The sequence below is a fragment of the Litorivita sp. NS0012-18 genome, assembly GCF_040371945.1.
Taxonomy (GTDB): Bacteria; Pseudomonadota; Alphaproteobacteria; order Rhodobacterales; family Rhodobacteraceae; genus Litorivita.
This window is the reverse complement of the sequence record NZ_BAABWS010000002.1, coordinates 186233-209403: the sequence shown is the minus strand read 5'-3', so window position 1 is coordinate 209403 and position 23171 is coordinate 186233. Positions and strand designations below refer to the sequence as shown.

The following is a 23171-nucleotide window of genomic DNA, read 5'->3' as shown; positions in this document are numbered from 1 at the left end:
GATCGGATTAGGCGATGATGCCCATGATGTCGGATTCTTTCATGATCAGCAGCTCTTCGCCGTCGATCGTGACTTCGGTGCCGGACCATTTGCCAAACAGGATTTTGTCGCCTGCTTTGACATCCATGGCGATACGATCACCGTCGTCGTCTTTGGCGCCGGCGCCAACCGAAACAACCAAGCCTTCGGCGGGTTTTTCTTTGGCGCTATCGGGGATGATCAATCCGCCTGCGGTTTTCTCTTCGCTTTCAACGCGACGGACAAGCACGCGGTCGTGCAGCGGTGTAAAGGCCATCTTCGAGGCTCCCTTGAACTCAAAGTTTCAAATTCGGTCCCCCGCTGGGGAGGACTATTATCACTCACCTAGCGCGAGTGATAACGGCGTATAGCTAGGCAGGTGGCGAGGGCGAGTCAACAACCAAGCGCGAATAATTTTGCACAGCACAGATGCGCGACAGATGCGCGGGGCGCAGCGCGGTTTGATCTCGCGCAGAGACGGCGCGCGACGCCTCGTGTATAATCGCCCTATGCAAAGACGATCAGCGGCCAAGCCTCGGCCCCGACGGGCCAAGGACCTGCGCGGCTGCGCCCCTATAGTCACACCCCAAGGAGCCGTTTCATGACCCTCGCCAAACTTGCCTCTCGCGCTGTGATCGCGCTGCTGTGCGCCGTCGCCCCTGCGCAGGCCATCACATTGCATTTCGACCGAGACCAGATCACGCTGACCGAAGACGATATCCACAACGATGTGGTCAGCACGGGGCGGATCGCGCTCAATGGCGGCGATGATTATGTGATCGACGGGACCGACGGGCTGTATGTCGATGTGTTCTTCGACGACTTTGCGCTCACCGCCGAAGGCGCGGGGCTTGGATCGCTGCACATCACTTTGGAGAGCACGCAGACCCTGCGCATCCAGTTTCAATATACGCTGGAGCTGCGCGGCAGCGGCGACCAGTTTCCCACCGAGGTCAGCGACGATTACGAAGACCTGTGGAGCAATCAGGAATTCATCGACGACGATCTCGATATGGGCACGGGCAGCGGCGCGCTCACGGGGTTCCGGTTGCATATCGATCCGCTGGTGATGACCTCCTACGGGCCGGTCAGCGGCGAGGGCTATCCCGAATTCACCGCCACCCATATCACCGTGGGCGTGGATTATGACGATTTCACCTTGCCCGAGGTCCCCTTGCCCGCAGCGGGGGGATTGCTGCTTTGCGCGCTGGCCGGTTTGGGCTCGCTGCGGCGTCGGCCCGCAGCGGCCCCATCGGCACCCGCATAGCCGTGCGGCGCGCCAAAACAAGCGCGCGGGCGCGGTAAACATGGTGACGGCGCATTCGGGAACGGGCGCGCGCGCGGGGCTGATTGCCGCCTAAGGCGCCGCGCGACTTTCTGGCGGGTGACAAGGCGGATTTCGCACCCTATAAGGCGGCGAAATCATTCAAAAGCCTTTGTCAAATAACCCCCGAGGATCCGACATGACCACACTCGTTTTTGGCCACAAATCCCCCGACACCGATTCCACCGGCTCGCCGCTCATCTGGGCGTGGTATCTGAGCGAGGTGCGCGGCACCCCCGCCGAGGCGCGCCTTTTGGGCGAGCCGAACACCGAAGCGGCCTTCATGCTGGAAAAATGGGGTTTTGAAAAACCCGCCATCATTGCGGATGTCACCGCCGAGGATGACGTTGTGATCGTCGACACCAACAACCCCGCAGAATTGCCCGCCTCGATCAATGACGCCAATATCGTGCAAATCATCGACCACCACAAATTGGTCGGCGGTCTGGAAACACGCGGCCCGATCGACATCACGATCAAACCTTTGGCCTGCACCGCGACGATCATGCACAACCTGATGGGCGAGAACGCGTCGAAAATGCCCGACAATATCAAAGGCGCGATGCTGTCGTGCATTTTGTCGGACACGTTGGAATTCCGCAGCCCGACCACCACCGACCAAGACAAGGCGCTGGCACAGCAACTGGCCGGTGAATTGAACCTCGATCTGTCCGCCTATGCCTCGGAAATGTTCGAAGCCAAATCCGACGTCTCGGCCTTTTCCGATGCCGAACTGATCCGCATGGACAGCAAGGAATATGCCGTGGGCGACGTGAAATTCCGCGTCTCGGTTTTGGAAACCACCGCGCCGAAAATCGTTCTGGACCGCAAGGCGAGCCTTTTGAACTCCATGGTCGATGTGGCCAAGGAAGACGGCGTCGATCACGTCTTGCTCTTTGTTGTGGATATCCTCAACGAGGAAGCCACGCTGTTTGTGCAAAACGATGTGGTCAAAGCCGTGGCCGAGAAGAGCTTTGACGCCAGCGTAGAGGGCGACGCCGTTGTCTTGCCTGGCATCATGAGCCGCAAGAAACAGATCATCCCGAACCTCAAGGTCTGATCCGACTGCGGCGGCCCATCAAGGCCCAGCCGTCAGACACTACAAAGGCCGGTGCGCAGATGCACCGGCCTTTGCTTTATCCTTGGGTGTATCTGCGCGGGGGGCGGCCCCGCGCGGGGCCCGCGCCGGTCAAAGCGCGGATCGTTCCATCAATCGATCGCAGAAAGCAGATCGGGATTGAGCACGAGATTGCGCACCCCATGGGCGTGATCCTCGTCAAAGGGATTGTCCTCCAACCAATCGCCAAGGCTGCCGATATTGACCTTGGCCACCTGCGGGCGCACGCTCCATGTCACCTGAAACGGCGAGCCTTTTTCGTTGTAACCGGGTCCCGTGGTCGATCCTTCGTAAACCACCGGCGTGCCCAGAGTGTCCGGCAGGTTCGGCACTTGGTTCAATCCATTGATCTGTTCGATCTTCGCCATTTGATTGAAATCGGCGCCGCCCTCCGACACCAAGACCGCCACAACCGTTTCGACACGCAGTTGCGGATTGCCGATGGCCTCGCTCAGACAGGTGCCAAGGCTGTTGCCGAGGCTCGCTTGGGCCGTCGAATGCACGAAATGCACTTCGATCGTGTCACCCGGCACCAGATCGCCATGCTCGGACGCGCCGATCACGCGGTCAATGGGCGCCAGTTCGGCCGCGCTCAGCGTGCCGTCATATTTGAAACCGGTCCCGTAGCCATGCCCGTCACCATTGCCGGCATAGGTCGTAAATTCCCCGCCTTTATGTTCGGCGTTCTCATGGAAATGAATGTCGCACAGGCTCATCGCGGTGGCGGCTGGTGCTTCGCTGAACACACGGGTGTTGTTCCCCGCCGCAGTCGAAATATCGCGCGGCGATTGCGGGCCATATCCTTTGCCGTCGGTGGCAGCGGCCAAAGCGGCGCGTTGCGCCGCGATCACGTCATCGGAGGCCATGGCCTGCTCATCTTTCGCGGCGGCACTCGTTGCGACAACGACAGCAATGGCACCCAGCCCAAAAATAGCTTTCTTCATAACAATCCCTTTTCTAGATAAAACAGCAATACGCGCCCCAGCGGCGCGGCACATATCGGTTATAGGAAACCCTGCCGCGATTCATCAAGGGGCGACAGGGCTGCACCATGCGGATCGGCGCAAGACGGCGCGGCGCCCATCGCAATCGCAAGCAGGCCCGCAAACCGCCCCTTTCCCTTCGGACGGCCAAGCGCTAGGTCTGGGATATTGCTTCCAGCCCCAAAGGCCCGCCATGACCCAGATTATCCAATCGCTCTCCGACATTTCCACCCCCTATGATGCGCTTTTCGTCGATCTGTGGGGCTGCGTGCATGACGGGGTGCGCGCGATCCCTTCGGCGGTGGCGGCCTTGCAAACCTATCGCAAAAGCGGCGGCACGGTGGTTTTGGTCACCAACTCGCCCAAACCGCGCAAGGGCGTGGCGGTGCAACTGGGTAAATTCGGCGTGGCCGAAGACGCATGGGACGTGATCGCCACCTCCGGCGACAGCGCCCGCGCGGCGATGTTTCGCGGGGCCGTGGGATCAAAGGTGCATTTCATGGGCGAATGGGAGCGCGACGCGGAATTCTTCGAACCGATGAGCGTGATCGAAGATCCCGTCGAGATCAAAATCGTTCCGCTGGACGAGGCCGAAGGCATCGTCTGCTGCGGCCCTGACGATCCGATGGCCGACCCCGATGTGAACCGCGCGGCGTTCCTATATGCCAAACAAAAGGGGCTCAAACTGCTCTGCGCCAACCCCGATATCGTCGTCGACCGCGGCGAGACGCGCGAATGGTGCGCGGGGGCTTTGGCGCGGCTCTATACCGAGATGGGCGGCGAGAGCCTCTATTTCGGCAAACCGCATCCGCCGATCTATGATCTGGCGCGCCGCCGCCTCGCCAGCCTTGGCCGTGATGTGCCCAGCGAGCGGATTTTGGCCGTCGGCGACGGGCTGCATACCGACATTGCAGGGGCCATGGGCGAGGATATCGATTCTCTTTTCATCTCCGGCGGTCTGGCTGCGCGCGAGACGAAAACCGCCCAGCACCCTGACGAGCAGGCCCTAACCGCCTATCTTGAAAAGGAAAACGCCTCCCCGACTTTCACCATCGGACAGCTACGTTAGTCCAAATAGGGGGTTGATTTTCTGCACCTGCAAAGTAATAAAGTTTCATGAACAGCCGCCCATGCGGCGAATTATTACCTCGCGGACCAGACGGAGGGCCTAATGTTGGACAATATGCCCCGCGGCACAATCTGTATCGAAGACATCGAAATGGGGATGACCCGCCATTTGCGCAAAGAGGTCACCGACCGCGATATCGAGCTGTTTGCCGAGGTTTCCACCGATCATAACCCCGTGCACCTCGACGATGCCTATGCCCAAGACACGATCTTTGAAGGGCGCATTGCCCACGGGATGCTGACCGCCGGTCTGATCTCTGCGGTGATTGGCGAACAATTGCCCGGTCACGGCACGATCTACATGGGCCAGACGCTCAAATTCCTCGGCCCCGTGCGCCCGGGTGATGTGGTCTATGCCGAGGTCAAGGTCATCGGCGTCGATTATGCCAAGCGCCGCGTGCAGCTTGATTGCATCTGTAAAGTCGACGGCAAAAAGGTTCTGGCCGGCGAGGCCACGGTTCTGGCGCCCTCGCGCAAATTCGACTGACGCTTACCCATGGCGGCGCGCCCTCTTGCGCCGCCCTCCCCTGCCCGCCCAAGGGCAGGTTTTCGCCCTAACGCTTCGCTGCTTGAGGGCAGGTTTGTGCCCTATCGCTTCGCTGCTTGAGGGCTTGTTGGTGCCCTAACGCTCCGCTGCTTGAGGGCTTGTTTTTGCCCTAACGCTTCGCTGCTTGAGGGCTTGCGCGCGCCGCTTTCGGGCGCTAACCCTGCCCCATGCGCATCATCCGAGACTATCACTTCGTATCCGAAACCGACCGCGGCGCCTCTGCCGCGATTGGCAATTTCGACGGCGTCCATCTGGGCCACCAATCGGTCATCGATATTGCCCGCCGCGAGGGCGGCAAAATCGGCGCGCCTTTGGGGGTGATGACCTTTGAGCCGCATCCACGCCAATATTTTGCGCCCCACGCGCCTGCCTTTCGGTTAATGGGCCGTGCGGCGCGGGCGCATCGGCTCGAAAAACTCGGGGTCGAGCGGCTATATGAGCTGAATTTCAACGCCGCCCTTTCGGCACTCAGCCCCGAAGATTTTGCCCGCAAGGTGATCCACGAGGGGCTGGGCCTGCGCCATGTGGTGGTCGGGGCCGATTTTTGCTTTGGCAAGGGACGCGCCGGAAATGTCGAGGACCTTCAAGCGTTTGGCGCGAAACTGGGCTTTGGCGTCAGCATTGCCGAATTGCTCGAAGGCCATACGGGCGAGGTTTCCTCGACGGCGATCCGCACCGCGCTAAGCGAAGGGCGTCCGCGCGACGCGGCGGCGATGCTGGGCCATTGGCACCGCATCGAGGGTAAAGTCGTCGGCGGCGAGCAGCGCGGGCGCGAGCTTGGCTATCCCACCGCCAACATGAACATCACCGGATTGCACCAACCCAAATTCGGCGTTTATGCGGCTTTGGTCGATGTGCTCGAAGGCCCCCATAAGGGCACCTATCACGGCGCAGCCTCGCTTGGCGTGCGGCCGATGTTTGACGGCGAAACCCCCAACCTTGAAACCTATATCTTTGATTTCAAAGGCGATCTTTACGGCACCCCGCTGTCGGTCGGGCTTGTCGATTTCCTGCGGCCCGAATTGAAATTCGACGGGCTGGAGGCGCTGATCGAACAGATGGACGCGGATTGCCGCAAGGCGCGGCAAATTTTGGACGCGCTATGAGCGAGCCGATCGACCGCTCCGGTTTGCGCCCGAAGTTTTGGGAGACCGTGCGCCCCGACCGGATGACGCAAAAGGAGTGGGAGGCGCTGTGTGACGGCTGCGGCAAATGCTGCCTCAACAAGCTCGAAGACGAGGACACGGGCGAGGTCGCCCTGACCCGTATCGCCTGCCGGCTTCTGGACGACGCAAGCTGTCATTGCAGCCAATATGACATCCGCCATCAATTCGTCCCCGAATGCATCGTGCTCTCGCCCAAGAACCTTGATCAACATGCCTATTGGATGCCGCAAACCTGCGCTTACCGGTTGATTTGGCAAGGAAAACCCTTGTTCGATTGGCATCCGTTGATCACCGGCGATCCCGAAAGCACCCACCGCGCGGGTGTATCGATGAGGGGCCGCACCCTGCCCGAATTCGAGGTCCATGAGGACGATTGGGAAGACCATATCATTGAGGAGCCGATCTGATGTTTTTTGCCTCTGACAACGCAGGCCCCGTGCACCCCTCGGTGATGGAGGCTTTGACCGCTGGCAACGCCGGATATGCCCCCTCTTACGGCGTCGATCAGACCATGGTGGAGGTCACGGCGCGGCTGCGCGAGATATTCGAAGCCCCCGAGGCGGCGGTCTATCTGGTGCCCACGGGAACGGCGGCGAACGCTTTGGCTCTGGCGACGCTAAGTGACCCGTGGCAAACGATTTTTTGCTCTTCGGTGGCGCATATCCACGAAGATGAATGCAACGCGCCTGAGTTCTATTCGGGCGGGGCGAAGCTGACGCTTGTGGGGCGGGGCGACAAGATGGGCGCCGAGGAGCTGCACGCTGCCATCGCGGGCGAGCAGACCCGCGGCGTGCACGGGCCGCAGCGCGGGCCGGTGTCGATCACGCAGGTGACCGAGCGCGGCACGCTCTATTCGCTCGGTGAGTTGCGCGGGCTTTGCGATGTGGCCAAGGGCTTTGGCCTGCCCGTGCATATGGACGGCGCGCGCTTTGCCAATGCGCTTGTGGCGCTGGGGTGCACGGCGGCGGAAATGACGTGGAAAGCGGGCGTGGATGCGGTGTCTTTTGGCGGCACCAAGAACGGGCTTATGGGCGTCGAGGCGGTAATTTTCTTCGATCCTTCAAAGGCTTGGGAATTCGAGCTGCGCCGCAAACGCGGGGCGCATCTGTTTTCCAAACACCGCTATCTGTCGCTGCAGATGCGGGCCTATCTGGAGGGGGATTTGTGGATCGCATCGGCGCGCAAGGCCAATGACAATGCCGCCTATCTGGCCGAAGGGTTGCGCCAGATCGAAGGCACCTCCTTTGTTTACGAGCCGCAGGCCAATATGATTTTTTGCGCCTTCTCGCGCGCCGCGCATCAGCGTTTGCACGATACGGGCGCGGCCTATTATGTCTGGTCGGGCAGCCTTGAGGGCGCCGATCCGCAGGAGGCTTTGGAGGCGCGGCTGGTGTGTGACTGGGCGATCGAGCGGGCGCAGATCGACGCATTCTTGGACATTTTGCGCGGCTGAGACGCGCGGGATCGGGGCGCAAAACCCGCTGTCTGTATCGCGTCGGTATTTTGTCGGTATTGCGTCGGTGGCGGATCGGGGTTTGGCGCGGCGGGCGGCGGCGCTTTGATGCACGCCTGATGACCCGCCGTTCAGGCCCCGCCCCCTCAGGACCCGCCGAACAGATGCGCGCGCAGGGCCTGCGCCACGGGCGCCGGATCGGTGATCGGGGCCATATGGCCGCCTTGCACTTGCACCCGCTGCGCGCCCTTGATCCGCCGCTTCAGCCCCTCGTTGATCGTGGCGATATGGGGCGAGCTTTGCGCCCCGTCGATGAGCAGAACCGGCAGGTCGAGCCGCTCCAGCGCGCCGGAAGCAATAATGCCGGAGCGGTCGTCATAGATCGCGGGGGCGACGGCCGAGATCGTATGGATTTGCTCGATCATCCGCGCGCGCGCCTCGGGCGCGAGGCTGTCCCACGGGCGCCCGTCGCCCCATGCCCCGACAAACGCCTTGGCCGCCGCCGCATCATCGCCGCGCGCCACGGCGGCGCGATACTCGGCGTTTTGCGCCTCATGCTCGGCGCGCGCATCGGGGTCGTCGGCGTAATAGATGGCGAAATAGACCGGTTCGATCATCGTCAGGCTGCGGATTTTTTCGGGGTGCTCCACCGCCAAACGCAAGGCCACCGTCGCGCCGAAACTATGGCCGATCACATCGACCGGACCGTCCAGAACGGGACCCGCCTCGCCCGCCTGCGCGGTCCAGAAATCTTTGGCCATGGCAACACAAAGATCCTGCAGATCGCCGCGCCGGTCCCATCGGGCGCTTTTGCCGTGACTGGGCAAATCAAAGGCCGTCATGGTCAGATCGTCTTTGAAATGCTCGGCCACCCCCGCCCATGCGCCCGAGCTGGCCAAGGAGCAATGGATCATCAAGGCCGCGCGCGGCCCATGGCCGAACTGGCGCCAGTGGGTCTCGTGCCCACCGCGAATATCATGCGGCATCAGAGCTTTCCGGACAGGTGCAAATCAAGGTCGTCGAGACGGTCCTGACCCCAAAATTTTTGCCCCGTATCAACCACATAGAAGGGCGCGCCGAAGACGCCGTCGCTGACCGCATCCTCGAGGTTTTGCGCATAGGTCTCGGCGCCGGTCAGCAATCCGCTATCGGCCAGCGCGGGGTCAAATCCGGCGCTTTGCAGCGCCTCGCGGATCACCGCATCTTGCGAGATATCGCGCTCTTCGGCCCAAGTGGCGCGCAAAATGCTATGGGTCAGCGCGCCCAGATCGCCGCCGCCTGCGGCCTGCGCGGCGATGATCGCATAAGACGCGGGCGCGGCATTGACCGGCCAATGGGCGGGGCGCAAGTTGAAGGCCATATCGTTCTTGCGCGCTTGGCGCGGCAACTCTTGCGCCCGATACTCCAGCCGCGCGGGATGGCGATCCGCCGGTTTGACCCCGCCGGTGCGCCCGAAGGCGGTGAGCAGATCGAAGGGTTTATAGGTGATGTCGGCGCCGTGACGGGCGGCGATTTCCTCAAGCCGCGTGCCCGCCAGATAGGCATAGGGCGACAGAACCGAGAAATAGTATTTTATTGCGGGCATTTTGCGACGCGCTCCTCCGGATAGCTTTGCCACAGGTTAAGGCCATGCTAAGCCGTGTCAACGGCGCGATTCTGCCATGCGCCGACAACACTTGCGCCGGGGACCAATCGCACATGCCAAGCACCACCGAACCGAAAATGATTTCAGGCACCGCCAACCTGCCGCTGGCCAATGCCATCACCCGCCGCATGTCGATGCACCGCGGGCGCAACGTCGGATTGGTGGATGCGCGGGTCGAACGCTTCAACGACCAAGAGATTTTCGTCGAGGTCTACGAGAATGTGCGCGGCGAGGATATGTTCATCATCCAATCGACCTCGCGCCCTGCGAACGATAACCTGATGGAATTGTTGATTATTTCGGACGCTTTGCGCCGCTCGTCGGCCAGCCGCATCACCGCCGTGATCCCCTATTTCGGCTATGCCCGCCAAGACCGCCGCACCAAGGCGCGCACGCCGATTTCGGCCAAACTGGTCGCCAATATGCTCGTCGAGGCGGGGATCGAGCGGGTTTTGACGCTGGACCTGCATGCGGCGCAGATCCAAGGGTTTTTCGACATTCCGGTGGACAACCTTTACGCCTCGCCGATCTTTGCGCTCGATATCAAAGAGCAATTCAAAGGCGCTTTGGAGGATGTGATGGTGGTCTCGCCCGATGTGGGCGGCGTGGCGCGGGCGCGCGAGTTGGCCAAGCGGATCAATGCCCCGCTCAGCATCGTCGACAAGCGCCGCGAGAAGCCGGGCGAGATTGCCGAAATGACGGTGATCGGCAATGTGACGGGCAAGAAATGCATCATCGTCGACGATATGTGCGACACGGCGGGCACGCTGTGCAAGGCGGCCGAAGTGCTGCTCGAGAATGGCGCCAGCGAGGTGCATGCCTATATCACCCATGGGGTGATGTCCGGCCCTGCGGTGGAGCGGGTGACCAATTCGGTGATGAAATCCTTGGTCATCACCGATTCCATCGAGCCGACCGAAGCGGTGAAAAACGCGCCCAATATCCGCATCCTGCCGACCGCGCCGATGTTTGCGCAGGCGATTTTGAACATCTGGAGCGGCACTTCGGTCTCGTCTTTGTTCGAGACCGAGACGCTTGAACCGATCTATGAAGGCGTGTTCAAGACCTGAGGTCTGCGCCGCGCGACATGCATTTGGGGGCTGCCTTCGGGCGGCCCTTTTGCGTTTGGGATGGGTTTGCTGCAAGGGGCGCATGGGGATCGCAGGCGGGATCGCGGTTGGACAGATGCGCCTTCGGCGAGGATATTTGGGGAACCTGCAAAGGCGCGGGGCCGCGGCGGGGACGGGCAAGCGCGGCGGCGCGGGATTTTGCGAGGTGTTCTTGGGGTTTGGCGCGGAGGAAGGAAGGGGCGCGCGCGGGCGGCGGGCGTCAGCCGCGCAGGCTCAGCGTATGTTCACGCAGCCACGCCATAAAGCCGCGCGGATCGCTGTGCAGGCGCTCCATCTGCGCGTCGGTGAGCGGCGCGCCGACGATGGGCGATTGCGGTTTGTTGAGCGAATGGACGATCTCGTGCAGCAACAATCCTTGGCGCAGGGTCGCCGAGAGGCGGTTGGCCATCTGATACCAGCGCGAATTGGCGCCGGTGAAGAAAATCGGCACGACCCGCGCGCCCGAGCGGCGGATCAATTGCGCGGTAAAGACGTTCCATTCGGCCTCGATGGCGGGGCCGAACATGGTTTTGGAGGCGGCCACAACGCCGGAGGGAAAGAGGCTGATCAAGCCGCCCTCCTTGAGATGGGCCATGGCTTTGGCGCGCATTTCCACCGATTTGCGCTGAGCGTCCTCTTCATGCGGAAAGGGCACGGGGATCATATAGGAGGAGGCCACCTCGTCGATGCCGGTAAGCAACGCGCGGGTGAGGATTTTGTAATCGGGACGCACGCGGCCGATCAGATCGGCAAGGATCATGCCGTCCACCATCCCGTGCGGGTGATTGGCCACCACCACGACGGGGCCGTCTTTGGGAATATTGGCCAATTGCTCGGGCGGGGTCAGCAGATCGATCCCCATGGTCCCCAGCGCCGCGCGCCAGAAGGCTTGCCCCGTGGGGGCGCCGTCGCGTTCGAATTGCCGCACCAATCGCAGGATGGTCAATTTGCCGGTCATCCATTCCATCGTGCGGATGGCGGTGGATTTGAGCGGGCTGTCAAAAGAGTTGGCATAGGTCAGCGAGCGCCGGTCATAGGTCGTAAAGGTGACCGTTTCGGGCGCCTGAGGCGGCTTTGCCGCGCCGGATTGATGAGAACTCTCTACCACGTTGCCCCGATGTGCCTACATGTCTTCGCCAAAGCGGTCCGCGACAAGCGTTTCCAGCGCATCGGCCAGAGCGACGGCGTCGGGGCCGGTCGTTTGGACGTCAATAGTGGTTCCCTTGGCGGCTGCCAACATCAAAAGCCCCATGATGCTGTCGCCCGAGGCGCTGTTGCCGTCATGGGAGACTTCGGCGCGCGCGTCAAAGGCTTCGACCACCTCGACGAATTTGGCCGAGGCGCGCGCGTGCAGGCCTTTGACATTGACGATGGGCATATGGCGGGTAACGGTATCGGACATAAAACTCTACTCTGTGCTAATGTTCTGGCTGTCAATATATTTGCGGCCCGCTTCCATGGCGGCGCGCACGGCGTCGCCGACGGACAATTGGCGCGATTTCGCCAGTTTGATCAGCATCGGAAGATTGGCGCCGTATAGGATGCGGCGGCCTTCGGGGGCGCAGGCCAGAAGCGACAGGTTCGAGGGCGAGCCGCCAAACATATCGGTCACCACGACAACTCCGTCGCCGCTATCGACCTCATTGGCGGCGATGCAAATCTCGGTCTCTTTGCCCGAGCGGTCGTGATCGGCCTCGATGGAGATGGCGCGAATGCCGCGCTGTGTGCCGACGACATGCTCGATGGCGGCCAGATACTCCTTGGCCAGCCCTCCATGCGCGACAATAACGATACCGATCAAGCCTGCGGTTCCCCAGTTTGTTGCACGCCCTGCGCGCCCTGTTGCGTTGGAGCGAGACCGCCCAAGCGCCGCTCTATTTCGCGGTGCCTAATTGACACTTGCCAGCCGTGCTGTGCAAGGGCCTTTGCAAGTGTTTCCGTCAGGGCAACCGAACGGTGTTGCCCCCCCGTGCAGCCAAAGCCGATGGAAAAATGCGCCTTGCCCTCTTCGATATAGGCGGGCAGCAGCATCTGGGTCAAATCGAGCACTTTTTCAAAGAAGCTGTCAAAGCGTTTGTCGGCGCGCACATAGTCGGCAACCGCCGCATCGCGCCCGTCCAGCCCGCGCAATTCGGGGCGCCAATAGGGGTTTTGCAAGAACCGCCCGTCAAAGACCATATCCATGCCGCGCGGCAATCCGCGTTTGTAGGAAAAGGAATTGATCGAAACGGCCAGCGTCTGGCCCTTGGTGGTGGCAAAGAGGCGCTCGATCTCGGCGCGCAAATCATGCGGGGTCAAATCCGAACTGTCGATCAGGATGTCGGCGCGCGCAAGGATCGGGCCGAGCAGGTCCAATTCGCGCTCCACCCCCTGCGCAGCGCTTTCGGCGGGGGCCAAAGGATGGCGGCGGCGGGTTTCGGAAAACCGGCGGATCAACACATCGGCGCGGCAATCAAGGTAGAGCACCTCGAGCGGCGCGGCGCCGTCTTTGGCGGCAAACCCGTCGATAAAGGCGATCAGCGCATTGGTGGAAAAATCGCGGTTGCGCACGTCGATACCGATGGCCAAGGGGCGCTCGACCGCGCCGTCCAAAAGCCGCGGCATCAACGTAAGCGGCAGGTTGTCGATGGCCTCATATCCGAGGTCTTCGAGCGCGCGGATCGCCGTGGTGCGCCCTGCCCCCGAGGGGCCGGTCACCAGAACCAGCCGCTTGCGCGCGCTGGCGGCCGCTGCCTCGGCCTCGCTCTTGTCTGCAGCGTTCGTGTCACTGGCTTGCGCCATATCGCCTTGTCCTTGGCTTTTGGTCCGCGCGCTCAATCGCTGCGTCCGGCTACAAGATATTGCAGAATCGCGGCGGGAAAATGGCGGGTCTCGCTATTGTGAAGCAAGGGCAGCGCAATGCCCAACAGGTTTTTGCTGCGATGCGGCGGTAAACGTTCGGTCTCGGTGCGATCAAGGTCGATGATGAGCGCGGCGGCGGTGGCGGGGGCGGGTTCGGCGTGCAAGATGCCGACAAAACGCGCCTCGATGCGGCCGCGGATCGCATCGGGGGCCTCGGTGATGATCTGCCCGCCCGCGCGGCGCAGCACCGTGCGGTCATCGGCCACAAGCTGCGCCCCCAGCGCCATCAATTCCAGCGCCAGCGCCGATTTGCCCCGCCCCGACGCGCCGATCAAAATCGCCGCGCGGCCCGCATGGGCCACGGTGGTGGCATGAAGGATCTGCATGTCGTTCAAAAGGCCACCTGCGCGGGCAGATGGCCTTTTGAACTCTCGAAACACCCGCGCTGCATCGGTTTAGACCGGCAGGCCCACTACAAAGCGCGCGCCCAAAGGATCGGAGGTCACATCGGCCCCTGTCGGGCGGATGTTTTCGGCCCAGATCACCCCGCCATGGGCTTCGACGATCTGTTTGGAAATCGCCAGACCAAGGCCCGAGTTGTTGCCGAAATCATTCTCGGGACGGTGCGAATAGAAGCGTTTGAAAATCTTGGCCAGCGATTGTTCGGGGATGCCGGGACCGGTGTCTTCGACCACGACAAGCACGCGGTTTTCACGTTGCCGCGCCCAGACGCGGATCGCGTCGCCCTCCTCGCAAAAGCTGGTCGCATTGGTGATCAGATTGACAAAGACCTGCGCCAACCGTGCCTCCAGCCCGTTGATCACAATCGGATCTTTGGGCAGATCGGAGATAAAATCAACGCCTTTGCTTTTGGCATCCTCGCCCAAAAACTGCGTCAGGTTCGACAGCATATGCAGCAGATCAAAGGATTCTTGCTCTTCTTTGACAAGCTCGCTGTCGAGGCGCGAGGCGTTGGAGATATCCGACACCAGACGGTCCAGACGGCGCACATCATGGTCGATCACATCGAGCAGTTTCTCGCGTTGGTCATCGCGTTTGGCGACCCGCAGCGTGCCCACGGCAGAGCGCAGGCTGGCCAGCGGATTCTTGATCTCGTGGCTGACATCGGCGGCGAATTGTTCGTTGCCGTCGATCCGCTCGTATAGAGCCGAAACCATCCCGCGCAGCGCGCCCGACAGGCGGCCGATTTCATCGGGGCGCGCGGTCAGATCGGGAATACGGATGCGCCCCGATTGGCCGCGCCCGCGTTTGTCCGACCCGCCGATTTCCGCCGCCGCCGCCAGATCGGAAATCGGGTTGGCGATGGTCGAGGCGAGCACGAGGCTCAAACCGATCGACACCAGAGTGGCAATGATAAACATCTGCAACACCCGCTCGCGCTCGGAGGCGACGAGGGCGTCGATCTCGCCCGAGGCCGAGGCCAGCGCCACAACGCCGACGGCTTTGCCGTTTTGCATGATCGGGGTGGTGACGGCGAAAAACGTGCCGTCCGGCCCCTGCCCCGTTTCCACATGGCTGGTGCCTTCGAGGGTGACCGGAACCAGCGCGGCGATCTGGTCGGCCACGGCAACGGTGCGCACTTCGGCTTGCTGCGCGGCGAAAACGCGGCTGATGCCGGTCCACAGGGTTGTGAGGAAATCGGTGATCACGGTGGGATTGTCGGTGCGGCGCTTTTCGCCCGCTGCCGCGCCGCGCCCTGCGCCTTGCGACGAACCGATGAGCGCCTGCGAGGCGTCATAGACAAAGACCTCGACCGAGGCGCGCATATCCAGCCCCGAAAGCGTGCGTTCGACATCGACGCCATCGCCGCTGGCGAAAGACACCGGCGCGCCGGAGGGCAATTGCGCCTCGAACACATCGGCGACCAGTTCGGCCTCGGAGACCAGCCCGCTGGCGCGTTGCTGCGCGAGGCTGTCGCGCGAGGAATTGAGATAGAGAATACCGGCAACCAGAACGTTCAGGGCGATCAAGTTGAAGGTGATGATTTTACGGGTCAGGGGCGAGCGTTTGAGCGACAACAATCCGCGGCGCTCGCGGCGCACGCGGACCTCGTCTTCGACGGTGCCGTTCGGGGCGACAAAATCGTCGCCCAAAACCACATCGCCATCCCGTTTGGAGGGGGCCATGTCGCGCACGCCTATCCTTTCGGCAAGAGCCATCTTGAAAACCGGTCGTTATTCTTCGTTATAACGATAACCGATCCCGTAAAGCGTCTCAATGGCAGAGAAATCGCTGTCGGCGGTGCGCATTTTCTTACGCAGGCGTTTGATGTGGCTGTCGATGGTGCGGTCGTCGACATAGACCTGATCATCATAGGCGACATCCATCAACTGGTCGCGCGACTTCACAAATCCGGGGCGTTGGGCGAGCGCTTGCAAGAGCAAGAATTCGGTGACCGTGAGGGACACGTCATTGCCCTTCCATGTCACCGCATGGCGCAAGGGGTCCATGCGCAATTCGCCGCGTTCCATGACTTTGGTCTCTTCGGTATCGGCGACAACCTCGCCTGCGACCGCGTCCTGACGGCGCAAGAGCGCGCGGATGCGTTCGACCAGAAGCCGTTGGGAAAACGGCTTTTTCACGTAATCATCGGCACCCATACGCAGGCCGAGCACTTCGTCGATCTCGTCATCTTTCGAGGTCAGGAAGATCACCGGCATGGCGGTTTTCTGGCGCAGGCGCTGGAGCAGGTCCATCCCGTCCATCCGCGGCATTTTGATATCCAGCACGGCCATATCGGGGAGCTGCTTGTTAAAAGCATCCAACGCTTGCTGGCCGTCATTATATGTTTCGACTTCGAAACCCTCTGCCTCGAGGGTCATCGCGACCGACGTCAGGATATTCCTGTCATCGTCCACAAGGGCGATTTTCGACATGGTTGTATTCCTTGTACTGCTCTTATTGCCTGTTTTTTTCAATCTTTATGCGCCCTTTTAAGCGCCGCAGGCAATCCCAAATGCGAATCGGTCCAGATCCAACGCCCCATTTAGGACAAAAAGTTCTTAGGAATGGCTAAATTGCCTCACTTTTGTGGTTAACCGCTGTTTTGCTCCGGTCTGGCCCGTGTCTTGATGGACACGCGCAACAAACTGATTGCGCTAAACCACTTATGTTTGCGCAAACTGCGCAAAACCGTCCTGTTCCTTTACAGAAACGTCATGTTAAGACGCTGCCTATCGGGCCATCATCGGCCCGTTCGGCGTTTGGGTGATCCGACGCTGGTTGAGGAGACCGCCGCACTCACGCGGCTACAGGAGCTTGGCAATATGACATTTGGACGGGTAAACCCGCAATTCCGACTGGAAGATCAAGGGATCGAAGGTCTGGGCAATGTCTCTTACAATCTTATGGAGCCCGCGCTGATTGAAGCCGCGCTCAAGAACGGCGAGGGCACCCTTGGCAATGGTGGTGCCTTTTTGTGCAGCACCGGCAAATTCACCGGACGTTCGCCCAAAGACAAACATGTGGTCAAAACCGACAGCGTGATCGACAGCATCTGGTGGGAAAACAATGCCGCCATGTCGCCCGAAGGCTTTGACGCGCTGCATGCCGATATGCTCGCCCATATGAAGGGCAAGGACTATTACGTCCAAGACCTGATCGGCGGCGCCGATCCGGCCCATTCGATCAATGTGCGTATGGTCACCGAACTGGCGTGGCACGGGCTGTTCATCCGCCACATGCTGCGCCGTCCCGAACGCGCCGCGCTGGACAGCTTTATCGCCGATTTCACCGTCATCAACTGCCCCAGCTTCCAAGCGGACCCTGCCAAGCATGATTGCCGCTCGGAGACCGTGATCGCGATGAACTTCGACAAGAAGCTGATCTTGATCGGCGGCACCGAATATGCGGGCGAGAACAAGAAATCGGTCTTTACCCTGCTCAACTACCTGTTGCCCGAAAAAGGCATCATGCCGATGCATTGCTCGGCCAACCATGCGGTGGGCAATCCGGTCGATACCGCGATTTTCTTTGGCCTGTCGGGCACCGGAAAAACCACGCTGTCGGCCGATCCGTCGCGCACATTGATCGGCGATGACGAACACGGCTGGTCGGACCGCGGCACCTTCAACTTCGAGGGCGGCTGCTATGCCAAGACCATCAACCTCTCGCCCGAGGCCGAGCCGGAAATCTATGCGACGACCAGCAAATTCGGCACCGTGATCGAGAATATGGTCTATGACCCCGAGACCTTCGAACTTGATTTCGAAGACAGCTCGCTGACCGAAAACATGCGCTGTGCCTATCCGCTCGAATATATCTCGAACGCCTCGGACAATGCGATGGGCGGGCACCCCAAGAACGTGATCTTGCTGACCTGTGACGCTTACGGCGTTCTGCCTCCGATCTCGCGGCTGACCCCTGCGCAGGCGATGTATCACTTCTTGTCGGGCTTCACCTCGAAAACTCCGGGCACCGAGCGCGGCGTTGTCGAACCGACGCCGACCTTCTCGACCTGCTTTGGCGCGCCCTTCATGCCGCGCCGCCCCGAGGCCTACGGCGATCTGTTGCGCGAAAAAATCGCCAAACACGGCGCGACCTGCTGGCTGGTGAACACCGGTTGGACCGGCGGTATGTTCGGGACCGGTAGCCGCATGCCGATCAAAGCGACCCGCGCGCTTTTGACCGCCGCTTTGGAAGGCACGCTCAACAGCGCCGAATTCCGCAAGGACGAGAACTTCGGCTTTGACGTGCCGGTCTCGGTCGCAGGTGTGGACGACACATTGCTCGATCCGCGCCAGACATGGGCCGATGGCGCCGCCTATGACGCGCAGGCGGCCAAGCTGGTGCAGATGTTTGCCGACAACTTCGAGCAATATGTGCCCTATATCGACGATGATGTGAAAGCCGCCGCAATCGGCTAGGCCCCGCGCCATCGCGAAAAATCAAAGCCCCGCTGCAGGTGATGCAGCGGGGCATTTTTATGGTTTGCATCTGGTGGGTTGACCGCTCAGGCAAACATCGCGCGGCGGATAAGGTTCAGCCCCGCCAGCAAAAGTACCACCATCGTGGCGCGGCGAAACTGCGCCTGATCGATGCGGTCTTGCAGACGCAAGCCGATCCCCATGCCGATCAAGGCGGGCACCACCAGCATCACGGAAAAGGGCAATGTCGCGCGGCTGATCACGCCTGAGGTGATATGCGCCCCCAACAGCGCCACCGCGCCCAGCCCGTAGATCACCCCCTGCACCCGCATCTGCTCTTGTTTGGGGGTGTTCATCGCGGTCAAAAGCGCCACGGTGGGCGGTCCCCACACGCCGGAAAACCCGCCGATAAATCCCGCAAAGGCGCCGATCCCCGCCTCGATACGCGCCGAAGGGGGCGCGGCAAGGCGCAATTGGCGGCCCGCCATCTGGCTGAGGGCGAAGATGGTGATCGGCACGCCGATCGCGGCCAGCATCACCGGCACCGGCAAGACCCGCACCAATTGCGCCGAGAGCAAAAGCATCACGCCGCCCGCCACCAAAAAGCGCCAGAATTTGCGGATCGACGCCCATGCCGCGCGCGGCCCTTGGCGCAGGGCCTGCCAGCCGTTGGTCAAAAGCGTCGGCACGATCAATCCGGCCAAGGCCAGTTCGGGCGAGACCAGCGCGCCCAGCCCCGAAATCATCATCATCGGCATGGCAAATCCGACAAGGCCCTTGACCACCCCCGCAAACAGCCCCACCGCCAGACACATAAGTGCGACAGAAGGTGACAGATCCAGTGCGGCGAGGGGTGCGTATATATCCATAAGTGATCCTTAGCAGCTTTCGCTAGCGCAGCATCAGAAAAATTCAATGCGCAATTTTCGATCAAAACAAACGATAAAGCCGCATAAATGTTGCGCTGCACCTGCAAAGTGATTAAACCAAGGCCAGACAAAAAAGGACATGATTCATGGCTCATGACGGACAAGGACACGCGATGACAGACAGCATCATTCTCCCCGATCTTCTGGCGCTGACGGGGGCCGCTGTGCCGCCCGTCGAGGCGGTGTTGGAGCAGGCCCAAAAAACCGTGCGCGCGCGTGTCGAGGTCGAGGGCCGCGTGTCCGCGCGCGAAGTCGAGAAAGAGCAAACCGCGACCCACGGGCTTGCGTGGCTGGCCACCTATGTCGAATCCCTGCGCCAGATGCAAAAATGGGCCGAAAAACTGCAAGGCGAGGGCAAATTCGGCGAGATCGAGCAATTGATCCACCAGATCGCCTTTGGCGAATATCTGATGCAGATCGGCGGCGGCATTCAAATGAGCCAGAACGAGATCGTGCGCCTGCATGATCTGGGTCTGGGCGCCGAGGCTTTGGCGGCGTTGCAAACCGCCGAGATCGGCACCTTGATGGCCGCGGGCAACAGCCAAGCCGCGCGGATGCGTCTGGCCGAATTGATGGTCGAACAACAAGCCAACGGCATGTTCGGCGCCTCGGGTCTTGACGAGGAATTGGAAATGATCCGCGATCAGTTCCGCCGCTATGCCACGGAAAAGGTGGAACCTTTTGCCCATGAATGGCACCTCAAGGACGAATTGATCCCGATGTCGGTGATCGAAGAGCTGTCCGAAATGGGCGTCTTTGGCCTGACCATCCCCGAAGAATTCGGCGGCTTCGGCCTGTCCAAAGCCTCGATGGTTGTGGTCTCCGAGGAATTGTCGCGCGGCTATATCGGGGTTGGCTCGCTGGCCACCCGCTCGGAAATCGCGGCCGAATTGATCCTGTGCGGCGGCACCGACGCGCAAAAGCAAAAATGGTTGCCGGGTCTGGCCTCGGGCGAGATCCTGCCCACCGCCGTCTTCACCGAGCCGAACACCGGATCGGACCTTGCCTCGCTGCGCACCCGCGCGGTCAAGGACGAGAATGGCGATTACAAAATCACCGGCAACAAGACATGGATCACCCATGCCGCGCGCACCCATGTGATGACGGTTCTGGCGCGCACCGACTCGGCCAATAACGATCACCGCGGCCTGTCGATGTTCCTCGCCGAAAAGACCCCTGGCGATGATGCCAACCCCTTCCCCACCGAAGGCATGACCGGCGGCGAGATCGAAGTGCTCGGCTATCGCGGCATGAAGGAATACGAGCTGGGTTTCGACAACTTCCATGTGAAGGGCGAGAACCTGTTGGGCGGCGAAGAGGGCAAAGGCTTCAAGCAGTTGATGCAGACCTTTGAAGCCGCGCGCATCCAGACCGCCGCCCGCGCCATCGGCGTGGCGCAGGCGGCTTTGGACGTGGGCTTGCAATATGCGCTCGACCGCAAGGCCTTTGACAGCCAGTTGGTGAACTTCCCCCGTGTGGCGGGCAAATTGGCGATGATGGCGGTCGAGATCACCATCGCGCGCCAGTTGACCTATTTCTCGGCCTTCGAGAAGGACCAAGACCGCCGCTGCGACGTCGAGGCGGGCATGGCGAAACTCTTGGGCGCGCGGGTGGCATGGGCCTGCGCCGACAATGCGCTGCAAATCCACGGCGGCAACGGCTTTGCCTTGGAATACACCATCAGCCGCATCCTGTGCGATGCGCGTATCCTCAACATTTTCGAGGGCGCGGCGGAGATTCAGGCGCAGGTGATCGCGCGCCGTTTGCTCGGCTGATTCACCCCGTCTGTGACAAGATCAAACCGCCCCGTGTCGCTTTTGCGCGGGGCGGTTTTGCGTTTTTCGGGGGTCTTATCTGGGGTCGTTTTGATTTGGACAGGGGCAAAGTAACTGACATTGACACATATCGCCGCGCCGCGTAAATTCGCGCAGTTTGGCGGGACATCCCGCCCCCTATTTTACAAGGAACGCGCGCCCCATGACACAACCTTGCATCATCTGCTGTGCCATCACCGGATCGGTCCCCACCAAGGCCGACAACCCCGCCGTGCCGATCACCGTGGCCGAACAGATCGAAAGCACCCATGAGGCCTATGAGGCCGGTGCGAGCATCATGCACGCCCATGTGCGCAATGCCGATGGCACGCCCGGATCGGACCCCGAACGCTTTGCCGCGCTGCAAGAGGGCATCCGCAAACATTGCCCCGAAATGATCGTCCAGTTTTCCACCGGCGGGCGCTCCGGCGCGGGCAAAACGCGCGGCGGGATGCTGGACCTGCGCCCCGATATGGCCTCGCTCTCGGTGGGGTCGAACAATTTCCCGACGCGGGTCTATGAGAATTCTCCCGATCTGGTGGATTGGCTGGCCTCCGAGATGAAGACCTATGACATCAAACCCGAGGTCGAAGCCTTTGATTTGAGCCATATCTTCCAAGCTGCCGCGATGAACCGCGATGGCCGCATTCCGGGGCGGCTTTATGTGCAATTCGTGATGGGGGTGAAAAACGCCATGCCCGTCGACCGCGAAGTCTTTGATTTCTATATCAAAACCCTCAAGCGTCTGGCGCCCGATGCCGATTGGTGCGCGGCGGGGATCGGCAAGGACCAGATCACGGTGAACGAATGGGTCGTGGCGGCGGGCGGTCATGCGCGCGCCGGATTGGAGGACAACGTGCGGCTGGATCGCGACACGCTGGCCCCGTCGAATGCGGCTTTGGTCAAGCGGGTCGCGGACCTTTGCGAGAAATACGAGCGCCCCGTGGCCACCCCCGCACAGGCGCGCGCGATACTGGATCTACGCGCGGTGTAAGCCGCCCGCGCCCCGCGCGGCGCCCCTAATGGCAATTCATGCAAAACATCGCCCGCGCCTCATCACGAGGCGCGGGCGGGCTTATTCAGGTACGCAAATCTCGCCCGCCTTCATGGCGCGCAGGGTGCGCAGGACCAGCGCCGCGATCACCACGCAAAGCACCGCCAAAAGCCCCGTGCCAAACAGCCGGTGCAGCGCGCTGCCCGTCTCGCCCGCATAGACAAAGCTGGCGATGGTGATGGCCGCAAAGGGAAAGCTCAGCGCCCAGAACGACATGGCAAAGGGCAGCGCGATGATCCGCGGCAATTGCACCGCCACGATGAGCGTGAAGAAATAGGCGACATTCAACAAGATGCGCGCAAAGGCATCCACCTCGCCGGTCAGGCGCAGCCATGCCACAAAGGCCACCGCAGGCGGCGCGATCAGGATCACCAGCGTCGGTTGCAATTTTCCTGGCAAGGGATCGTGGAAGATCAGCCGGTTCATCACCAGCGTCAACAGCACGATATAGAACATCACGCCGACGGACATGAAATACCAGCTCAGCTCGATATAGCCCAGTTGCGCCCCCGCCAGCGGCACGATCACATTGCCCACCGCCGGAATGAACCATGCGGGCGACAGGCTGCCCATCAAAAAGCTGCGCGTGCCGATCCATCCGGTCACCACCGCGAGGGTCAAAACCCCCTGCCCCGCCATGCCCGCAAGCCATAGCCCCTCGGCCAAGGCGCGGCTGTGCCCCAAGGCCGCCACCGCCAAGAGCAGCAGCGAGATCGAGATCGCAGGGAAGAACGACAGGCGCACGGGGTGGTGCCATTCGGCGCGCACCATCTGTGGATAGCGCAGCGCTTTGGCGATGTAACCCGCTGCGATGGCGACAAAGACCGCCCCCGTGACATAGAACATCACCCGCGCAGGCGCATCCGTCACCCCCAAGCCCGCGCTGGCCGCATGCAGCGCCAGCGTCAACCCCGCCAGCCCCATGACCACGGCGAAAAACGTCACCGGATAATGGGCCAAGGCGCTATGGGGCGTGGCATCTGGCGCAGGCGGCGCAGGGGGCGCAGAGGGCGCCTTTGCCTGTGGGGTCATCTGTGTGTCGGCCATCTGCTCTCTCCTCGGCGGCGCCCATCGGGTCGGCCCAATACATAATGCATTTCGCATATAACACTGCGCCGCACTTTGAGGCAGGTCAAGCAGGCGCCTGCCTAAGCGCG

At 61.4% G+C, this 23171-nt stretch carries 24 protein-coding genes; 11 read left to right on the top strand and 13 right to left on the bottom strand.

Features of this window, described 5'->3' with window-relative positions:
- Positions 1–7 precede the first annotated feature (7 nt).
- Positions 8–295 carry a co-chaperone GroES gene (locus ABWV64_RS10655; RefSeq protein WP_353345015.1) on the bottom strand — a complete coding sequence of 96 codons (288 nt, stop codon included), beginning with the start codon at positions 293–295 and terminating at the stop codon, positions 8–10.
- A 324-nt stretch (positions 296–619) separates the two neighbouring features.
- Between ABWV64_RS10655 and ABWV64_RS10650 the strand changes: the two genes are divergently transcribed.
- Positions 620–1285 carry a hypothetical protein gene (locus ABWV64_RS10650; protein ID WP_353345013.1) on the top strand — a complete coding sequence of 222 codons (666 nt, stop codon included), beginning with the start codon at positions 620–622 and terminating at the stop codon, positions 1283–1285.
- Positions 1286–1481: 196 nt separating this feature from the next.
- Positions 1482–2402: a manganese-dependent inorganic pyrophosphatase gene (locus ABWV64_RS10645; RefSeq protein ID WP_353345011.1), complete on the top strand. Its 921-nt coding sequence runs from the start codon at positions 1482–1484 to the stop codon at positions 2400–2402.
- 149 nt (positions 2403–2551) lie between these two features.
- On the opposite strand, the gene ABWV64_RS10640 is transcribed toward ABWV64_RS10645, so the two are convergent.
- Positions 2552–3403 (bottom strand): delta-class carbonic anhydrase, encoded by an 852-nt coding sequence (locus ABWV64_RS10640; protein WP_353345009.1) that lies wholly within the window; start codon positions 3401–3403, stop codon positions 2552–2554.
- A gap of 232 nt (positions 3404–3635) precedes the next feature.
- Here ABWV64_RS10640 and ABWV64_RS10635 point away from each other — a divergent pair, with 232 nt between their 5' ends.
- The 5 genes from ABWV64_RS10635 to ABWV64_RS10615 all read left to right on the top strand — a co-directional run bounded on the left by ABWV64_RS10635 (position 3636) and on the right by ABWV64_RS10615 (position 7736).
- Positions 3636–4511: a TIGR01459 family HAD-type hydrolase gene (locus ABWV64_RS10635; RefSeq protein WP_353345007.1), complete on the top strand. Its 876-nt coding sequence runs from the start codon at positions 3636–3638 to the stop codon at positions 4509–4511.
- A gap of 102 nt (positions 4512–4613) precedes the next feature.
- The gene (locus tag ABWV64_RS10630) at positions 4614–5057 is read left to right on the top strand and encodes a MaoC family dehydratase (RefSeq protein WP_353345005.1); all 444 of its coding nucleotides are present in this window, start codon (positions 4614–4616) and stop codon (positions 5055–5057) included.
- Between the two features lie 227 nt (positions 5058–5284).
- Entirely contained in the window at positions 5285–6223 is a 939-nt protein-coding gene (locus tag ABWV64_RS10625; protein ID WP_353345003.1) for a bifunctional riboflavin kinase/FAD synthetase, read from the top strand.
- A complete protein-coding gene (locus tag ABWV64_RS10620; protein WP_353345001.1) occupies positions 6220–6690 on the top strand; it encodes a YcgN family cysteine cluster protein in 471 nt (156 codons plus the stop codon). The genes ABWV64_RS10625 and ABWV64_RS10620 overlap by 4 nt, the downstream gene beginning before the upstream one ends.
- A complete protein-coding gene (locus tag ABWV64_RS10615) occupies positions 6690–7736 on the top strand; it encodes a threonine aldolase family protein (protein WP_353344999.1) in 1047 nt (348 codons plus the stop codon). Before ABWV64_RS10620 ends, ABWV64_RS10615 begins: the two co-directional genes overlap by 1 nt.
- 146 nt (positions 7737–7882) lie before the next feature.
- Here the strand turns inward: ABWV64_RS10615 and ABWV64_RS10610 are convergent, their stop codons facing one another.
- Together ABWV64_RS10610 and ABWV64_RS10605 are read right to left on the bottom strand one after the other, a co-directional pair.
- Complete coding sequence (locus tag ABWV64_RS10610) at positions 7883–8722, bottom strand: alpha/beta fold hydrolase (protein WP_353344997.1); 840 nt, start codon at positions 8720–8722, stop codon at positions 7883–7885.
- Positions 8722–9321, bottom strand: a complete 600-nt coding sequence (locus ABWV64_RS10605) for a 2-hydroxychromene-2-carboxylate isomerase (protein WP_353344995.1) — start codon at positions 9319–9321, stop codon at positions 8722–8724. The genes ABWV64_RS10610 and ABWV64_RS10605 overlap by 1 nt, the downstream gene beginning before the upstream one ends.
- Positions 9322–9434: 113 nt before the next feature.
- Here ABWV64_RS10605 and ABWV64_RS10600 point away from each other — a divergent pair, with 113 nt between their 5' ends.
- Entirely contained in the window at positions 9435–10451 is a 1017-nt protein-coding gene (locus tag ABWV64_RS10600) for a ribose-phosphate pyrophosphokinase (protein WP_353344993.1), read from the top strand.
- Positions 10452–10710: 259 nt separating this feature from the next.
- Here the strand turns inward: ABWV64_RS10600 and ABWV64_RS10595 are convergent, their stop codons facing one another.
- From ABWV64_RS10595 to ABWV64_RS10565, 7 genes are all read right to left on the bottom strand, one after another.
- Complete coding sequence (locus ABWV64_RS10595) at positions 10711–11598, bottom strand: lysophospholipid acyltransferase family protein (protein ID WP_353344991.1); 888 nt, start codon at positions 11596–11598, stop codon at positions 10711–10713.
- 15 nt (positions 11599–11613) lie between these two features.
- On the bottom strand, positions 11614–11892 hold the full coding sequence (locus ABWV64_RS10590; protein WP_353344989.1) for an HPr family phosphocarrier protein: 279 nt from the start codon (positions 11890–11892) through the stop codon (positions 11614–11616).
- A gap of 6 nt (positions 11893–11898) precedes the next feature.
- On the bottom strand, positions 11899–12291 hold the full coding sequence (locus ABWV64_RS10585) for a PTS sugar transporter subunit IIA (protein ID WP_353344987.1): 393 nt from the start codon (positions 12289–12291) through the stop codon (positions 11899–11901).
- A complete protein-coding gene (gene rapZ / locus ABWV64_RS10580) occupies positions 12288–13271 on the bottom strand; it encodes an RNase adapter RapZ (protein ID WP_353344985.1) in 984 nt (327 codons plus the stop codon). Before rapZ ends, ABWV64_RS10585 begins: the two co-directional genes overlap by 4 nt.
- Before the next feature lie 32 nt (positions 13272–13303).
- Complete coding sequence (locus ABWV64_RS10575; RefSeq protein ID WP_353345917.1) at positions 13304–13717, bottom strand: HPr kinase/phosphorylase; 414 nt, start codon at positions 13715–13717, stop codon at positions 13304–13306.
- A gap of 69 nt (positions 13718–13786) precedes the next feature.
- Positions 13787–15511: a sensor N-terminal transmembrane domain-containing protein gene (locus ABWV64_RS10570; protein ID WP_353344983.1), complete on the bottom strand. Its 1725-nt coding sequence runs from the start codon at positions 15509–15511 to the stop codon at positions 13787–13789.
- 15 nt (positions 15512–15526) lie between these two features.
- Complete coding sequence (locus ABWV64_RS10565; protein WP_353344981.1) at positions 15527–16228, bottom strand: response regulator transcription factor; 702 nt, start codon at positions 16226–16228, stop codon at positions 15527–15529.
- 390 nt (positions 16229–16618) lie between these two features.
- Here ABWV64_RS10565 and ABWV64_RS10560 point away from each other — a divergent pair, with 390 nt between their 5' ends.
- A complete protein-coding gene (locus ABWV64_RS10560) occupies positions 16619–18217 on the top strand; it encodes a phosphoenolpyruvate carboxykinase (RefSeq protein ID WP_353344979.1) in 1599 nt (532 codons plus the stop codon).
- A gap of 86 nt (positions 18218–18303) precedes the next feature.
- Here the strand turns inward: ABWV64_RS10560 and ABWV64_RS10555 are convergent, their stop codons facing one another.
- On the bottom strand, positions 18304–19086 hold the full coding sequence (locus ABWV64_RS10555; RefSeq protein ID WP_502902644.1) for a sulfite exporter TauE/SafE family protein: 783 nt from the start codon (positions 19084–19086) through the stop codon (positions 18304–18306).
- Positions 19087–19232: 146 nt separating this feature from the next.
- Between ABWV64_RS10555 and ABWV64_RS10550 the strand changes: the two genes are divergently transcribed.
- Together ABWV64_RS10550 and ABWV64_RS10545 are read left to right on the top strand one after the other, a co-directional pair.
- Entirely contained in the window at positions 19233–20921 is a 1689-nt protein-coding gene (locus ABWV64_RS10550) for an acyl-CoA dehydrogenase family protein (RefSeq protein ID WP_353344977.1), read from the top strand.
- A 202-nt stretch (positions 20922–21123) separates the two neighbouring features.
- Positions 21124–21954, top strand: coding sequence for a 3-oxoadipate:acetyl-CoA acetyltransferase (locus tag ABWV64_RS10545; protein ID WP_353344975.1), 831 nt, complete (start codon positions 21124–21126; stop codon positions 21952–21954).
- 81 nt (positions 21955–22035) lie between these two features.
- Here the strand turns inward: ABWV64_RS10545 and ABWV64_RS10540 are convergent, their stop codons facing one another.
- Positions 22036–23061, bottom strand: a complete 1026-nt coding sequence (locus ABWV64_RS10540) for an SLAC1 anion channel family protein (RefSeq protein ID WP_353344973.1) — start codon at positions 23059–23061, stop codon at positions 22036–22038.
- Between the last annotated feature and the right edge of the window lie 110 nt (positions 23062–23171).

Bases quoted from the DNA above. Each gene is read 5' to 3' on its own strand.
- ABWV64_RS10655 (WP_353345015.1), bottom strand. From the start codon at position 295: ATGGCCTTTACACCGCTGCACGACCGCGTGCTTGTCCGTCGCGTTGAA.
- ABWV64_RS10650 (WP_353345013.1), top strand. From the start codon at position 620: ATGACCCTCGCCAAACTTGCCTCTCGCGCTGTGATCGCGCTGCTGTGC.
- ABWV64_RS10645 (WP_353345011.1), top strand. From the start codon at position 1,482: ATGACCACACTCGTTTTTGGCCACAAATCCCCCGACACCGATTCCACC.
- ABWV64_RS10640 (WP_353345009.1), bottom strand. From the start codon at position 3,403: ATGAAGAAAGCTATTTTTGGGCTGGGTGCCATTGCTGTCGTTGTCGCA.
- ABWV64_RS10635 (WP_353345007.1), top strand. From the start codon at position 3,636: ATGACCCAGATTATCCAATCGCTCTCCGACATTTCCACCCCCTATGAT.
- ABWV64_RS10630 (WP_353345005.1), top strand. From the start codon at position 4,614: ATGTTGGACAATATGCCCCGCGGCACAATCTGTATCGAAGACATCGAA.
- ABWV64_RS10625 (WP_353345003.1), top strand. From the start codon at position 5,285: ATGCGCATCATCCGAGACTATCACTTCGTATCCGAAACCGACCGCGGC.
- ABWV64_RS10620 (WP_353345001.1), top strand. From the start codon at position 6,220: ATGAGCGAGCCGATCGACCGCTCCGGTTTGCGCCCGAAGTTTTGGGAG.
- ABWV64_RS10615 (WP_353344999.1), top strand. From the start codon at position 6,690: ATGTTTTTTGCCTCTGACAACGCAGGCCCCGTGCACCCCTCGGTGATG.
- ABWV64_RS10610 (WP_353344997.1), bottom strand. From the start codon at position 8,722: ATGCCGCATGATATTCGCGGTGGGCACGAGACCCACTGGCGCCAGTTC.
- ABWV64_RS10605 (WP_353344995.1), bottom strand. From the start codon at position 9,321: ATGCCCGCAATAAAATACTATTTCTCGGTTCTGTCGCCCTATGCCTAT.
- ABWV64_RS10600 (WP_353344993.1), top strand. From the start codon at position 9,435: ATGCCAAGCACCACCGAACCGAAAATGATTTCAGGCACCGCCAACCTG.
- ABWV64_RS10590 (WP_353344989.1), bottom strand. From the start codon at position 11,892: ATGTCCGATACCGTTACCCGCCATATGCCCATCGTCAATGTCAAAGGC.
- rapZ (WP_353344985.1), bottom strand. From the start codon at position 13,271: ATGGCGCAAGCCAGTGACACGAACGCTGCAGACAAGAGCGAGGCCGAG.
- ABWV64_RS10575 (WP_353345917.1), bottom strand. From the start codon at position 13,717: ATGCAGATCCTTCATGCCACCACCGTGGCCCATGCGGGCCGCGCGGCG.
- ABWV64_RS10570 (WP_353344983.1), bottom strand. From the start codon at position 15,511: ATGGCTCTTGCCGAAAGGATAGGCGTGCGCGACATGGCCCCCTCCAAA.
- ABWV64_RS10565 (WP_353344981.1), bottom strand. From the start codon at position 16,228: ATGTCGAAAATCGCCCTTGTGGACGATGACAGGAATATCCTGACGTCG.
- ABWV64_RS10560 (WP_353344979.1), top strand. From the start codon at position 16,619: ATGACATTTGGACGGGTAAACCCGCAATTCCGACTGGAAGATCAAGGG.
- ABWV64_RS10555 (WP_502902644.1), bottom strand. From the start codon at position 19,086: ATGGATATATACGCACCCCTCGCCGCACTGGATCTGTCACCTTCTGTC.
- ABWV64_RS10550 (WP_353344977.1), top strand. From the start codon at position 19,233: ATGGCTCATGACGGACAAGGACACGCGATGACAGACAGCATCATTCTC.
- ABWV64_RS10545 (WP_353344975.1), top strand. From the start codon at position 21,124: ATGACACAACCTTGCATCATCTGCTGTGCCATCACCGGATCGGTCCCC.
- ABWV64_RS10540 (WP_353344973.1), bottom strand. From the start codon at position 23,061: ATGGCCGACACACAGATGACCCCACAGGCAAAGGCGCCCTCTGCGCCC.